The following is a 14,258-nucleotide window of genomic DNA, read 5'->3' as shown; positions in this document are numbered from 1 at the left end:
TCCAGGCTCAGTGCGCGCTCGCGGGCGCCGGCACCCAGGCGCGCGGCGAGCCCGTCGTCGGTGAACACCTCGAGCATCGCCTCGGCCCACACCTGCGGGTCGCGGCCCTCGACGACCAGGCCCGTCGTGCCGTCGACCACCGCCTCGCGCAGGCCGCCGGAGTCCGCAGCGACGACCGGCACACCGCTCGCGGCCGCCTCGAGCGCGACCAGCCCGTACGTCTCGGAGTGGGACGGCACGAGCACCAGACGCGAGCCGCGCATGAGCGCGGCGAGGCTGGTGCGCGACTGCGGGCCGAGGAACCGCACCCGGTCGGCGATCCCGAGGGCGGCGGCCTGGGCGGAGAGCTCGTCGAGGTAGCCGTCGAAGTCGGCCGATGCGGCACCGGACACGACGAGCTCGGGGCGCTGCGCCCGGGTGCCGAACCGCTCGGTGAGTCGGGCGTCGAGCGCCGCGACCGCCTCGATCGCCAGGTCGATCCCCTTGAGGGGCTGCAGCCGCGCGGCGACCAGGATCGACGACGAGCGGCCGGAGCCCGGTCCGGCGGGGTGGAACATCACCGGGTCGACCCCGGGCGGCACCACGACGACCCGGTCGGCCGGCCCGCCCAGGCGCTCGACGACGGTGCGGGCCTCGGCCTGGCTGATCGCCACCACCGCATCGGACTCGCGGGCCAGGAACGTCTCACCGGCCATCCGACCGGGGGACTCCGGCCGCTCGCCCTCGGACAGCGGGGTGGACGGGTCGGCCGCGATGGAGTGGAAGCTCTGCACGTGCGGGGCGTGCCAGTCGCGCGCCAGCGGCAGCGCGGCCATCCCGGAGAACCAGTGGTGGGAGTGCACGACGTCGTAGGGGCCGAAGGCCGCGAGCCGGTCGCGGAACTCGTCGATGAAGCCCTCGTGGTCGCCCTTGGGCACCGGGTGCGCCGGGCCGGCGTCGAGCGCGACGAGGTCGAGGCCGGGGGCGAGCCGACGACGGCTCGGGGCGTCGGGCGACGAGCGGCGGGTGAACACGTCGACCTGGTGCCCGAGCGCGGCGAGCGCCTCCGCCTGGTGCAGCACCACGACGTTCATGCCACCGGCGTCACCGGCCCCGGGGTCGTCCGCCGGTGACGTGTGCAGGCAGACGATCGCGATCCGCATCACCTCGACGAACCCCTACCGATCCTTCGTCCGTGCGGGGGCAGAAGGCCACCTGCGCTGGCCGAGTATAGGTCGACCTCACCTGCCGTCCGGTGCCCCGGACCGGCGGCGGACGAGCGCAGCCGCACCTTGTCCTCGTACATCCGCGCGTCGGCCGCCCGCAGCAGGTCGTCCGCGGTCTGCTCGTCCGTGCCTCGCACCTGCTCCTGGACCACGCCGACGGCCGCGGTCACGGGCGTCGGCTCACCGTCGAGCACGAACGGCAGTCGCAGGGTGTCCAGCACGAGGCGGCGCACCGCCGGCGGGTCGGGGGTGCGGTCCGGGCCGATCAGCAGGGCGAACTCGTCGCCACCGAGCCGCGCCACCAGGTCGCCGCTGTCGACCGCGTCCCGCAGCCGTCCGGCGAAGGTGCGCAGCAGCACGTCGCCGGCGACGTGGCCGAGCCGGTCGTTGACGGCCTTGAACCCGTTGAGGTCGATGTAGGCCACGGTCAACGGCCTGCCGAGGGCGGACGCCTCCTGCGCCCGGCGCAGCAGCTCCTCGGTGAACCGGCCGCGGTTGGCCACCCCGGTGAGCGCATCGTCGTACGCGAGCCGGCGCAGCCGCGCCTCCTGCACCCGCAGCCGGCGCACGAGTGTCGCGTTCTCCACGGCGCTCAGGCTCTGTCGGACGACGAGCGCGAGCACGAGCACCGTGACGGTCACGGTGAGCAGCCGGCCGATCGGCTCCCCGCGCCACAGGTCGACGACCACCGACCCCAGCCCGATGAGCAGCGGTACGGACGGCAGCAGGAGGGCGAACCTGCCGGGGCCGTGGTCCGGGGAGTCGGAGCAGGTCGCCGGCGGTGCCCAGGCGATGAGCCCGACGAGCCCGAAGGCGGTGACCCACGTCGCGTCCACGACGCCGCCCGTGGCGAACCGGCCGGAGGCGGTGAGCCAGACGAAGGCGCTGTCGGCGATCGCCAGGGTGGACAGCCCGGCGGCCAGCAGCCGCAGCGCCACGTCGCTCGGCGTGCGGCCGATGAGCAGGACGACCAGGGCGAGGATCGCCAGGTCGCCGATGGGGTAGGCGAGCGAGACCGCGAGCGGCAGGCCGCGGTCGGCACCCTGGACGACGCTCGCCAGCACGGTCTGCCAGGAGATCATGAGCAGCGCACCGCTCACCAGCAGGCCGTCGAGCATCGCGCGCAGCCCCGAGTCGAACCGCACACGGGCGCGGGCCAGCAGACCGGCACCGATCCCGGCGAGCACCGGGAACCCGAGGTAGCCGACGTCGGCCAGGGACGGGAACGGCACCGACAGCCCGAGGACCACCTCGTCCCAGGTCCACACCACCTGTCCCAGCCCCCAGCTCGCGGCTCCGGCGCCCACGAGCCGCCAGGCGAGCAGCTCGTACCGGTTCCGTGCGGGGTCGTCGTGCAGGGGGTGGGTGGCCACCAGTCGCGACCGGCGCAGGCAGGCCCAGGCGGCGGCGCCCGCCATGACCACCTGGAGCACGTCGACGGCGGCCGTGAGCAGCGCGGCGGGGCCGGCCTGGGTGCGCTGCCACACCAGCTGCCCGAGCACGACGAGCGCCAGCGCGCCCGAGGCGCGCCACAGCGGTCGCAGCTCGCGGCCGTGGCCGCCCGCCGGACCGGCCCCCGCGCTCACCGCACCGTCCCTGCGCTCACCCGGCCGGCCCCCGCGCTCACCGCGCCACCGGCCCGTTCACGGGACCGCCCCCGCGTTCACGGGACCACCGTCGCCGGCGTCGGGGCGTCCCGCTCGCCCGACGGGGCCGGCAGCATGCCGGACGCACCGCCGGACCGCGGCACCCACCGACGCGGCGGCCGCAGGTCGGCGAGGCGGCCGGCGGTGACCGCGCAGCACGTCTCGGCGGAGATCGCCGTCCGGGTGCCCAGCGGCACGGCCGTCGTCGAGGTGAGCAGCAGCAGGTCGTGCGTGCTGCCACCGGGGCCGCGCAGCGGCAGCACGAGCGCAGCCCGGACCCCGTCCGGCACGGCACCCCAGGGCAGCGCGGTGAGCGACATCTCGTTCCCGCCGCTGGAGCACGAGGCGATCCCCTCGACCAGGTCGGCCAGCGCCGCGACCTGGGCGGATCCGAGGGTGGCCAGCGCGGCGCCGGACGGCCCGTCGTGGGCGGTCAGCGTCCAGCCGTCCGGGCCCGCCGACCACAGGCAGCTGCTGTCCATCCCGCTCACCTGCGCGACGACCGGACCGGTGCGGCGGACGAGGTCCTCGATCGTGCGCGCCGCCATGAGGCTGGTGACGGCGTGGGCCAGCCCGTCCAGGGACGTGTCCTGGTCGTGGCCGGCCACCGTGAGGGTCGACAGTCGCTCCTCCAGCAGCCGCACCGCCTCGCGGACCACCGCGCAGCGCTGGGCCGGCAGCGAGGTGACCGTCTCGACGTTGCAGACGCCGACCGTGCGCCCGTCGACCCGGATCGGCACGGCCAGCTCGGCGCGGACCCCGGGGATCGCCATCCGGTACCGGGGGTCGGCCGTGACGTCGGGGACCAGCAGCTCGGTGTCGGTCGAGAACGCGGTCCCGGTGAGCCCGGACCCGGGGTGCAGCCCGTCGAGCACCAGCCACTGACCGCGCCGCGAGCAGCAGCGCAGCACGCCGCCGCGCTCCAGGTAGATCGACGGCATGGTCCCGGGCAGCGTCGCGAGGAAGGCCCCGACCTCGTCGCACGCCTCGGCTCGCGTGGTGCAGGCGCCCAGCGCGGACGCCAGCTCGACGAGCGTGTGCGCGTGGGTCGGCTCGGCGTCGGGCAGCAGCACCCGCCGGGCCTCGGGGCGCACCTGCGGCCACGGCGAGCCGGGTCGGGCGATGACGTAGCCCTGGGCGAGCTCGACCCCCAGGTCGCGGACGGTCTGCAGGTCCTGGGTGGTCTCGACGCCCTCGGCCACCGTGACGGCGCCGATCGCCGAGGCGAAGGCCCGCATCGCGCGCACGAGCGCCTGCCGGCCGGGGTCGGTGTGCACCCCGCGCACCACCGACATGTCGATCTTGACGAACGAGGGCGTGAGGTTGAGGACGTGCGACATCGAGGCGTACCCCGACCCGGCGTCGTCGATGGCGATGAGCGACCCGGTGGCCCGCAGCCCGGCCAGCACCGAGCGCAACCGGTCGTAGTCGTCGACCGCGGCGTCCTCGGTGATCTCCAGGGCGTGCCGCGGCAGGGCGCGGGCCGCCTGCGCGAACTGCGCCGTGCCCACCACGTCCGGCCCGACGTTGACGAAGACGAGCGCACCGCCCGGCGGGGCGCCCAGCCGGGCGGCCGCGGCCACGCACGCCAGCTCGAGCTCGGCCCGGCGACCGGCCCGGTCGGCGGCGGCCAACCAGTGCGGCGGCGCCCCGGGCACGTCGTCGCACCGCGCGAGCAGCTCGTAGCCGACGACTCTCGCGTCCGACAGGCGCAGGATCGGCTGGGCGACCGAGTACAGGGCGCCCGGGCCGAGCACCGCGGCCAGCAGCGCGTCGTCCGCCTCGTCGAGCGACGGGTCGGCGTCGGGCGTGCGGGTGGGGGGCGGCATGGTGGTGGGTGCCTCGCAGGAGGGGTCGTGGGACAACAAGGAGGACTTTCGTCCTTCTCTTCGGCCGCGGGGCCGCATGTCGAAGGAGTTGGTCCCGGTCTGTGACGGGGCAGGCGGCGGGCGGGTCTGCTCGACGTGGTCGAGGTGCCGCCTACCTGCCCTGGCCCGGGCCGGTCGGGGCGACGAGCGCGCCGTAGGTGTCGGGCCGGCGGGTCCGCAGGAACGGGAACAGGGTCTGCCAGTCGTCGCCCTGCGCGAGGTCGAGGGTCGCGACGAGCACCGCGTCGCCCTCGCGCGGCGCCTGCACCAGCACCCGGCCGTACGGGTCGGCGATGAACGACGAGCCGTAGAACGTGACGAGCCCCTCGTCGCCCCACCGGTTGGGGGCCACGACGAACACGGCGTTGGTGATCGCGTGCGAGACGATGACGTGCTGCCACAGCGGCTGGGTGTCGAAGGCCGGGTGGTCCGGCTCGGAGCCGATCGCGGTGGGGTAGGCGAGCAGCTGGGCGCCGCCGAGCCGGTAGGCGCGGGCCACCTCGGGGAACCACTGGTCCCAGCAGGTCGGCAGCCCCAGCCGCGGGGCCCCGGGCAGGTCGAGGGCGTGCACGGGGTAGGCGTCCTGCGCCGGGCCGGGACGGAAGTACAGGTCCTCGTAGTAGCCGGCCGTCACCGGGATGTGCGTCTTGCGCACCCGGGCCACGAGCCGTCCGTCCGGGGCCACGAGGATCGCGGTGTTGTAGCCCAGACCGTCGGCGGCCTCCGCCTGCTCGTAGAGCGAGGCGTGCACGTACACCCCGGTGCGCCGGGCCGTCTGCGCGGCGAACCGGTACGTCGGCCCGGTCTGCAGCGGTTCGGCGGTCGCCGCCGGATCGCCGACCGGGCGGGTGTCGGCGAGGTAGCGCGAGAGCGTGAGCTCGGACAGGAACACGACCTGGGCACCGGCCGCGGCGGCCTGCTCGACACCGTCGGTGAGCACGGCGAGGTGCTCGTCCGGGTCGGGGTGCCAGCAGGTCTGCACGGCGCCGACGGTGAGCGGGGCGCTGGTGGGTTCCTGCACCCGGGCGGGTGAGGGGAGGGCGGGGGCGACGAGCAGCTGCACGGGGCGGGCTCCTGAGGTCGGGGAGCGGGCGGGACGGGTCGAGCGGACGGGTGGGGCGGGAGAGGTGGGACGGGACGGGTGGGCCGGACGGGTCAGACGCCGGGGACGGCGGGTTGCTGCTGGGTGATGCAGTGCACGCCACCGCCGCGGGCGAACAGCGGCCGGGCGTCCACCGTGACCACGCGTCGGCCCGGGTACGCCGCGGCGAGCACGTCGAGCGCCTCGGCGTCGTTCGGGTCGTCGAACGTGCAGGCCACGACCCCGCCGTTGACCACGAGGTGGTTGATGGAGGAGTAGTCGACCCAGCCGGACCCGTCGCGCACGGTGGCCGGGGCGGGCACCGGGACCACCCGCAGCGCGCGGCCGTCGGCGTCGGTCTGCTCGGACAGCAGCCGGGTGATCTGCGCGCTGAGCTCGTGGTCCGGGTGGGCTGGGTCGCGCTGGTCGTGCACCAGCACCACACCGGGTTCGGCGAACGTGGCGACGATGTCGACGTGCCCGCGGGTGCCGTACCGCTGCGAGTCGCGCGCCAGGCCGCGCGGCAGCCAGACGACCTTGCGTGCGCCGAGGGTCCGGGCCAGCTCGGCCTCGACCTGCTCGGCGGTCCAGCCGGGGTTGCGGTGCGGGTCGAGCTGCACCGTGCGGGTCGCCAGCACCGTGCCCCGGCCGTCGGTGTGGATGCCGCCACCCTCGTTGACCAGTGGGGAGCTCACGGTCACCGCACCGCTGCCCTCGATCGCCACGCGGGCCGCGTCCTGGTCGAGGTCCCAGCGCGCCCAGTCCTGGGCGCCCCAGCCGTTGAACACCCAGTCCACGGCGCCGAGCCGGTCGCCGTCGAGCACGAACGTCGGCCCGGTGTCGCGGTACCAGGCGTCGTCCAGCGGTGCGACGACCTGGTCCACCTGTCCGGAGAGCAGGCGGGTGGCCGCGGCGCGCTCGTGCGGCGGGACGATCATCGTCACCGGTTCGAGCTCGGCGACGGCGTGCGCGACGGCGGCCCAGGTGGCGCGGGCCTCGTCGGCCTCACCGGGGGTGTCGCCGAGCGTGTACGACCCCGACGGCCAGGCCATCCAGGTCCGCGTGTGCGGGTCGCCCTCGGCGGGCATGGTCCAGGTCACGGGGGTTCCTCCGGGGCGGGCGGTGCCGGGTCGTGGTGCCGGCGGTGACGGTGCCCGTCGCCGCCTCGACCTGGCGGACGGCGGCCCGGTCGCGCTCACGGTAGCCGCGCCCCTGGACAGGGCATCGTCATGGCGCCGGACGAGACGTAGGTTTTACCCGCCCGAAACCGGGCGGAGCTCGGCGGGCTGCCCGGGCCATGCCACCGCGACGTGATCCGGACCACACGATGCTGAAGATCTGCACCGCACCTGCCGATGTCCCCCACATGGCCGAACCGTCACCGCACCCTGCCAGCATGCGCGCCGCGCGTCCGGCGGCCGGACCGGCAGGTCGGCGCCCCTTCGCCCGGCCCCGGACGGCGGGTGCGCCGCGATGACCGTCGACCGGCGCGACGCGGCCGACGACACCGTCGCCGACAACACCATGGCCGGCGCCACGCATGACGGCACCCCGCCTCCGCCGGTGCGACGGCGTCGGCAGTGGGGAGCCGAGCGCCCCCGTCCGCCGCTGCCGCCGATCTCGCCGCGGGCGAGCGTCTCGGCCACCTGGATGGGCGGTCTGGCGCTCGTGGCGACCGTCGTCACCTACCTCGCCTACCTGGCGTTCACCGTGGTGGCGCAGCTCATCGACAAGGGCCTGCAGGACAGCCGGTACGTCGGGCAGACCGTGCTCTACGTCATCCTCATGGCCTTCCTCATCCTGTCCTCGTTCCTCTACCTGCTGGCCCGGCAGGGTGCGCTGTTCCGGTCCCGGACACATGTGCGCGTGCCGCGGGCCGAGATCGACTCGTTCATGGCCGACACCCGGCCGTCGCTCACGGTGCTCGTGCCCTCGTACCGCGAGGACCCCGAGGTGGTCCGCTCCACGCTGCTCTCGGCCGCCTTGCAGGAGTACCCCGGGCTGCGCATCGTGCTGCTGCTCGACGACCCGCCGAACCCCACCGACCCGGCGGCCGTCGCCGACCTGGCCGGCTGCCGCGCGCTGCCGGACGAGCTGACCCGGCTGCTGGCCGCGCCCCACGAGCGGTTCAGCGCCTCGCTCGTCGACCACGAGGCGGCCGAGCTCGCCGGTGGGGCCAGCACCCCGGAGCAGGTGCGGGCGCTCGCGCTCGACTTCCGCTGGGCCGCGACCTGGCTGCGCGACCAGCAGCGGCGGCACGTGCGCGCGTCCAACGCCGACGACTTCGTGGCGGACGAGGTGCTCGGCGCCCTCGCCGGCGACTTCGAGGTGACCGCCGGGGCCCTGTTCGCCGCGCTCGACCATGCGGCACCCGTGCCCGCCGCGCGCCTGGCCCAGCTGTGCCGCCGCCTCGTGTGGACCTTCGAGGCCGACGTCACCTCGTTCGAGCGCAAGGCCTACCTCAACCTGCCGCACGACGCGAACAAGGCGATGAACCTCAACGCCTACATCGCGCTCATGGGGCGCACGGTCCGTTCGATCGACACCGAGGTCGGCCGGGTGCTGCGCGACGGCGACGGGCCGGACGCGCACCTCGTGCCCGACAGCGACTACCTGCTCACGCTCGACGCCGACAGCGTGCTGCTGCGCGAGTACTGCCTGCGCCTCGTCTTCCACCTCGAGCAGCCGGGCAACGAGCGGATCGCGGTCGCCCAGACCCCCTACTCGGGGTTCCGCGGGGCCGCCACACGCCTCGAGCGGATCGCCGCGGCCACCACCGACATCCAGCACGTCGTGCACCAGGGCCTCACCTACTACGACGCGACGTTCTGGGTCGGCGCGAACGCGGTGATCCGCAAGATCGCGCTCGACGACATCGTCGAGACCTCCTACGTCGGTGGGGAGGAGGTGCGCCGGTACGTCCAGGACCGCACCGTCATCGAGGACACCGAGTCCAGCATCGACCTCATTGCGCACGGCTGGTCGCTCGACAACTACCCCGAACGCCTCAGCTACTCGGCGACGCCGCCGGACTTCGGCTCGCTCGTCGTGCAGCGCGCCCGGTGGGCCAACGGCGGGCTCATCATCGCGCCGAAGTTCTGGCGGTTCGCCCGTCAGGAGCGCAAGGCCGGCCGGCGGCTGCGCCGGTCCACGGTCGCGCTGCGGCTCAACTACATGATGTCGATCGCGTGGGCCAGCTTCGGGCTGCTGTTCCTGCTGGTGTTCCCCTTCGACGACCGGCTGCTCAGCCCGATCATCGTGGCCGCGGCCATCCCGTACTTCCTGGCCATGGCGCACGACTTCCACCGGCTGGGCTACAAGCGCACCGACGTCTTCCGGGTCTACGCCTTCAACCTCGTGCTGCTCCCGGTGAACCTGGCCGGCACGCTCACGTCGTTGCAGCAGGCGGCCTCGAACTCCAAGATCGCCTTCGCCCGCACGCCCAAGGTCGCCGACCGCACGGCCGCCCCCGCGCTGTACGTGCTCGCGGCCTACGCCATCGCGCTCTTCTCGTTCTACACGCTCGCCGGTGACCTCACGGCCGGGCGCTGGAGCCATGCGGTGTTCGCCGGGTTCAACGGGGTGCTCACCAGCTACGCGATCGTCGCGTTCATGGGGTTCCGCAACTCGCTGGTGGACATCTGGGTGGGGATGCTGCACTGGATCCGGGTCCCCGCCGCCCCGCGCAGGTCGCGTCGTGCCCGCGCGGCCGCCGCCCGGCCCGCCGAGCCGGACTGGCAGGACGTCCTCTACTACGGCCCCGACCACACCGCGTCCGAGGCCTCGACCCGGGTCGCCGTCTCGACCGTGCCGCCGGTGCGGCGGGGCGACACCCGTGCCCGCCAGCGCGGGTGAGTGCCATGGCCCGCCCCGCACGGTGCGTGCGCACCCCTCGACCCGACCGCCTCAGGAGCAGTGATGTCCGCCACCTCCGCTGAGCCGCGACCGCGCACCCGGGTCTCCCCGCTGCGCGTGCTCATCGTGCTCGTGTGCGTCGCCGCAGTGGCCGGGGTGGGTGTGCGGGCCGTCCGCGGGCTCGTCGCCGCCGCCGTGACCCCGGGCCCCTCGGCCTTCAGCCCGTACGTCGACGTCACCGCGTGGCCGTCGTACGCCTTCGAGACGCCGGCCGGTCCGGCGCAGTCGCACGTGACGCTCGCCTTCGTCGTGGCCGACCCGGCGCAGACGTGCACCCCGAGCTGGGGCGGGTACTACACGCTCGACGGGGCCGCCTCCTCGATCGACCTGGACCGGCGGATCACCCAGCTGCGCAGCACCGGCGGGGACGTCCGGGTCTCCTTCGGCGGCCAGGCGAACAGCGAGCTGGCGACCGTGTGCACCGACCCCGACCGGCTGGCGACCGCCTACCGGTCCGTGGTGGACCGGTACGACCTCACGAGCATCGACCTGGACCTGGAGGGTGCTGCGCTGCAGGACTCCGCGGGCATGGCGCGCCGCGCGGCGGCCGTGGCCACGGTGCAGCAGCAGGTCGACAAGGCCGGCCGGCCGCTCGCGGTGTGGCTCACGCTGCCCGCCGGGCAGACCGGGCTGACCGCACCGGGCGAGCAGGCCGTCACGGCGATGCTCGCGGCGGGGGTCGACGTCGCCGGGGTCAACGCCATGACGATGGACTTCGGCGTGGCCACCTCGGCCGCCGCGCCGCTCTACCCGGTCGTGGAGAAGGCCGCCGATGCGGTGCACACGCAGGTCGTGAGCCTGTTCGGCAAGGCCGGCCGGTCGCTGGGGCAGGCGCAGTCGTGGGCGAAGGTCGGCCTCACGCCGATGATCGGCCAGAGCGACGAGAAGTCCGAGCAGTTCACGCTCACCGATGCTGCGCAGGTCAACCAGTACGCGCGTGACCACGGTGTCGGCCTGGTGTCGATGTGGTCGCTCAACCGGGACGCCACGTGCGCCCCGCCGCTGCCCTCGGTGACCACGGTGGTGCAGAGCACGTGCAGCGGGGTCGACCAGCGGGGCGTCTCGTTCGCGGACACGTTGTCCTCGGACCTGCCGGCGCCCGTGCTGAGCTCGACGGCCTCGGCGAGCGGGACGCCCACCGCCGCGCCCGTCCCGACGAGCGCGCCGACCTCGGCCGTCGACGACCCGGCGCACAGCCCGTACCCGATCTGGGACCCGCTCGGCACGTACCCGGGGGGCACCAAGGTGGTGTGGCGGCACAACGTGTACCAGGCGCGCTACTGGACCTCGGGCGTCGCGCCGGACACCGCCGTCGCCAACCCGCTGGACTCGCCGTGGACCCTGCTGGGACCGGTCATGCCGGGGGACACCCCGTCGCCGCTGCCCACCCTGCCGGCCGGCAGCTACCCGCAGTGGAACCCGCAGCAGGCGTACGTCGCCGGCACCCGGGTGCAGCTCGGCCTGGTGCCGTACGAGGCCAAGTGGTGGACCCAGGGGCAGCAGCCGGGCACGGCGGTGGCCGGTGGCTCGCCGTGGGTGCTCGTCATCCCGTCGAGCTGACGGCCGTCGGCACCGGCGGGACCTCGCCGGCCACGACCTGGGCGAACAGCCGCTCGTAGTCGGCCACCATCCGGTCGGCCGAGAACCGGGCGAGCCCGTCGGCCCGGCAGACGGCGCGGTCGAGACCCCGGACGGCTGCGACCGCGCCGACGGCCTGCTCGACGTCGTCCACGAGGAAGCCGCCGAGCCCGGGGCGCACCAGCTCGGGCATGGACCCGCGCCGGTAGGCGATCACGGGGGTGCCCGTGATCAGGGACTCGGCGACGGACAGGCCGAACGGCTCGTCGAAGTCGATGAGGTGCAGCAGCGCGAGCGCGCCACCGAGCAGCCGGTCGCGGTCGGCCGGTCCGACGGAGCCGAGGTAGCGCACCGCGTGCCCGTCGACGTACGGCTCGACCTGGCTGTGGAAGTAGGCCGTGTCGTGCACGACCCCGGCGATCACGAGCGGCAGCCCGGCACGGCGGGCCACCTCGATCGCGGTGGCGGTGCCCTTGTCCGGGTGGATGCGGCCGAGGAAGAGGAGGTAGCCGCCGGCGCCGGTGCCGGGGGAGAAGCGTGCGACGTCGATGCCGTGGTGGATCGTCGCGGCGTAGTGCAGGTCCTGGTGGCGGTCGGCGTCGCTGATCGCCACGTAGTGCGCGACGTCGTCGTAGGCCCGGTAGACCGGCACGATCCGCGACGAGGAGAACCCGTGGATCGTGGTGACGACGGGCGTGTCGACCAGCCGGCTGAACACCAGCGGCAGGAAGTCGAACTGGTTGGAGATGACGTCGAACTGCCCGGCGCGCTCGAAGGCCGCGGCGATGTGCAGCGCCTCGGCGACCTTGGCGTCGACGGAGGGGTCCTCCTCGTAGCCGGCGGGGACCTGGGTGTGCAGCCGGGCGCTGGTGAGCGAGTCGGCGGTGGCGAACAGGGTGACCTCGTGCCCGCGGGCGACGAGGCCCTCGGTGAGGGTGGCGGCGACCTGCTCCCACGGTCCGTAGTCACGGGGCGGGACGCGATGGGCGATCGAGGCGAGCACGGCGACCCGCATCGGGGCACCTCCGCATCTGTTGGGCCGAGCGTACGCCCCGCCCTACGTTTCCTTCACCCTGGTATGGTCATAAGACAAATCGACGATGACCTGGGCTTTACATTTCCCGTGCGCCGCATCTGCGCACGAGGCAGATGGGCGTGACGTGACGAGCGGCGCGGGGGCAGCAGGTCCGTGGTCGCCGGCCCCCGGGTCGGGTCCTGGCGCCGACGTCGGGCCTCACCGCGACGCCGCCACCTTCCTTCGCGCACGGCAGCACCCACGCTGCGAGATCGCCACCTGAAGGAAGCCTCCATGGCCGTCCGGCTCGGGTTCCTGTCCACCTACCCGCCCACCCAGTGCGGCATCGCGACGTTCTGCCAGGCGCTCGCCGGCCAGCTCGCCGCCGACGGCGCGCAGATCGGGGTCGTGCGCCTCGTCGACAGCCCGCAGGTCTCGCCGGCCCCGGTCGTCGCCGAGTGGGTCACCTCCCGGCCGCAGGACGCCGCCCGGGTCGCGCAGGTGCTCGACGGGTTCGACGTGGCCGTGCTGCAGCACGAGTACGGGATCTTCGGCGGACCCGACGGGCAGGATGTGCTCGAGGTCGTGCGCCGGCTGCGGGTCCCGCTGCTCACGGTGCTGCACACCGTGCTCACCCAGCCGTCGGCCAACGAGCACCGCGTGCTCGCCGGCGTGCTCGACCGCTCCGACGTCGTCGTCACCATGACCCGCACGGCCCGCGACCGGCTGCTCGCCGGCTGGGCCTTCGACCCGGCGCGCGTCGTCGTGATCCCGCACGGTGCGGCCGAGCCCACCGTCGTCGCGTCCGCGGTCAAGGCGCTCGTCACGCCGGCGACCTGGCGGGCCTCCGGCCGGGCCGTGGCGCGGGCCACGACGGGCGGCACCGGGCTGCCGGGTGCCCGCGCCACCGTGCTCACCTGGGGTCTGCTGTCCCCGGGCAAGGGCATCGAGTGGGCGCTGCTGGCCCTCGCCGAGCTGCGCGACCGGATCGCGCTGCCGACCTACCAGGTGGTCGGGCAGACGCACCCGAAGGTCGCCGAGCACGAGGGTGAGGCCTACCGCGACCGCCTGCTGGCGATGACCCGGGACCTCGGCCTGGCCGACTCGGTCCGGTTCGACGGGCGGTACCTGTCCCGGTCCGACCTGGACGAGGTGGTCCGCCGCGCCGACGTCGTGCTGCTGCCCTACGACTCGGTCGAGCAGGTGACCTCCGGGGTCCTCACGGAGGCCGTCGCCGCCGGCAAGCCCGTGGTCTCCACGAGCTTCCCGCACGCCACCGAGCTGCTGTCCGGCGGTGCCGGTCTGCTCGTCCCGCAGCGTGACCCCGGTGCGATCGCCGACGCGCTGCAGACCGTGCTCACCTCGCGCGGGGTCGCCGCCTCGATGGCCGCCACCTCCCGGAGCCTGGCCGCCGAGCTGCTGTGGCCCGCCGTGGCCGCCCGGTACCTCGCACTGGCCGGCACCCTCACCAGCGCCCGCAGCATCGCCGGCACTCCCGCCGGCGCCTCCGCCAGTCCCCGCACCGGCACGCTGACCGGCGTCGACGTGCAGGCGGTCGCCCTGTGAGCGGCTCGTTCGCGCACCTGGCACGCCTCACCACCGCGACCGGGCTCTTCGAGCACGCCCTGGGGACCACGCCGCGCCTCGAGCACGGCATGTGCGTCGACGACGTCGCGCGCGCCCTCGTCGTCACCGCCCGCCAGCCCGACCCCGCACCCGAGGTCGTCGCGATGTCGGGCACGTACCTGCGGTTCCTGCTGGACGCGCAGCAGGACGACGGCCTCATGCACAACCGCCGGTCCACCACAGGGGTGTGGCTCGACGTGCCGTCCGCCGACGACCAGTGGGGGCGTGCGCTGTGGGCCTTCGGCGTCGCAGCCACACGCTCACCGGACCCGCAGGTGCGCGACGGTGCCGCGCGGGGCGCGACCCGCGCGCTCGCAGCCCGCT

The 14,258-nt window shown here is 74.6% G+C and carries 9 protein-coding genes and 1 pseudogene; 4 read left to right on the top strand and 6 right to left on the bottom strand.

Annotated features, from left to right (window positions below; all coding sequences use genetic code 11):
- The 5 genes from F2B26_RS09570 to F2B26_RS09550 all read right to left on the bottom strand — a co-directional run.
- On the bottom strand, nucleotides 1-1,142 hold a 1,142-nt coding region (locus F2B26_RS09570), incomplete at its 3' end, for a glycosyltransferase (protein ID WP_159808747.1).
- Nucleotides 1,142-2,791 (bottom strand): GGDEF domain-containing protein, encoded by a 1,650-nt coding sequence (locus tag F2B26_RS09565; protein ID WP_159808745.1) that lies wholly within the window; start codon nucleotides 2,789-2,791, stop codon nucleotides 1,142-1,144. The genes F2B26_RS09570 and F2B26_RS09565, both read right to left, overlap by 1 nt.
- A 77-nt stretch (nucleotides 2,792-2,868) precedes the next feature.
- Nucleotides 2,869-4,680 (bottom strand): EAL domain-containing protein, encoded by a 1,812-nt coding sequence (locus F2B26_RS09560; RefSeq protein ID WP_159808743.1) that lies wholly within the window; start codon nucleotides 4,678-4,680, stop codon nucleotides 2,869-2,871.
- 151 nt (nucleotides 4,681-4,831) lie between these two features.
- Nucleotides 4,832-5,782: a nitrilase-related carbon-nitrogen hydrolase gene (locus tag F2B26_RS09555; RefSeq protein WP_159808741.1), complete on the bottom strand. Its 951-nt coding sequence runs from the start codon at nucleotides 5,780-5,782 to the stop codon at nucleotides 4,832-4,834.
- Between the two features lie 92 nt (nucleotides 5,783-5,874).
- Nucleotides 5,875-6,900, bottom strand: a complete 1,026-nt coding sequence (locus tag F2B26_RS09550) for an agmatine deiminase family protein (protein ID WP_159808739.1) — start codon at nucleotides 6,898-6,900, stop codon at nucleotides 5,875-5,877.
- A 373-nt stretch (nucleotides 6,901-7,273) separates the two neighbouring features.
- On the opposite strand from F2B26_RS09550, the gene F2B26_RS09545 reads away from it, so the two are divergent.
- A complete protein-coding gene (locus F2B26_RS09545; protein WP_159808737.1) occupies nucleotides 7,274-9,655 on the top strand; it encodes a glycosyltransferase family 2 protein in 2,382 nt (793 codons plus the stop codon).
- Nucleotides 9,656-9,718: 63 nt separating this feature from the next.
- Nucleotides 9,719-11,275, top strand: coding sequence for a chitinase (locus F2B26_RS09540; protein ID WP_159808735.1), 1,557 nt, complete (start codon nucleotides 9,719-9,721; stop codon nucleotides 11,273-11,275).
- On the opposite strand, the gene F2B26_RS09535 is transcribed toward F2B26_RS09540, so the two are convergent.
- A complete protein-coding gene (locus tag F2B26_RS09535) occupies nucleotides 11,259-12,308 on the bottom strand; it encodes a glycosyltransferase family 4 protein (RefSeq protein WP_159808733.1) in 1,050 nt (349 codons plus the stop codon). The two genes, F2B26_RS09540 and F2B26_RS09535, sit on opposite strands and share 17 nt — an antisense overlap.
- A gap of 294 nt (nucleotides 12,309-12,602) precedes the next feature.
- Here F2B26_RS09535 and F2B26_RS09530 point away from each other — a divergent pair, with 294 nt between their 5' ends.
- Nucleotides 12,603-13,874: a glycosyltransferase gene (locus F2B26_RS09530; protein ID WP_159808731.1), complete on the top strand. Its 1,272-nt coding sequence runs from the start codon at nucleotides 12,603-12,605 to the stop codon at nucleotides 13,872-13,874.
- Nucleotides 13,871-14,258: pseudogene (locus F2B26_RS09525) on the top strand (glycosyltransferase); the annotation flags it as partial. The gene F2B26_RS09530 and the pseudogene F2B26_RS09525, both read left to right, overlap by 4 nt.

The organism is Cellulomonas citrea (assembly GCF_009829685.1).
Taxonomy (GTDB): domain Bacteria; phylum Actinomycetota; class Actinomycetes; order Actinomycetales; family Cellulomonadaceae; genus Cellulomonas; species Cellulomonas citrea.
Note: the sequence above shows the minus strand (reverse complement) of the source record. Positions and strands in the feature narration are given on the sequence as shown.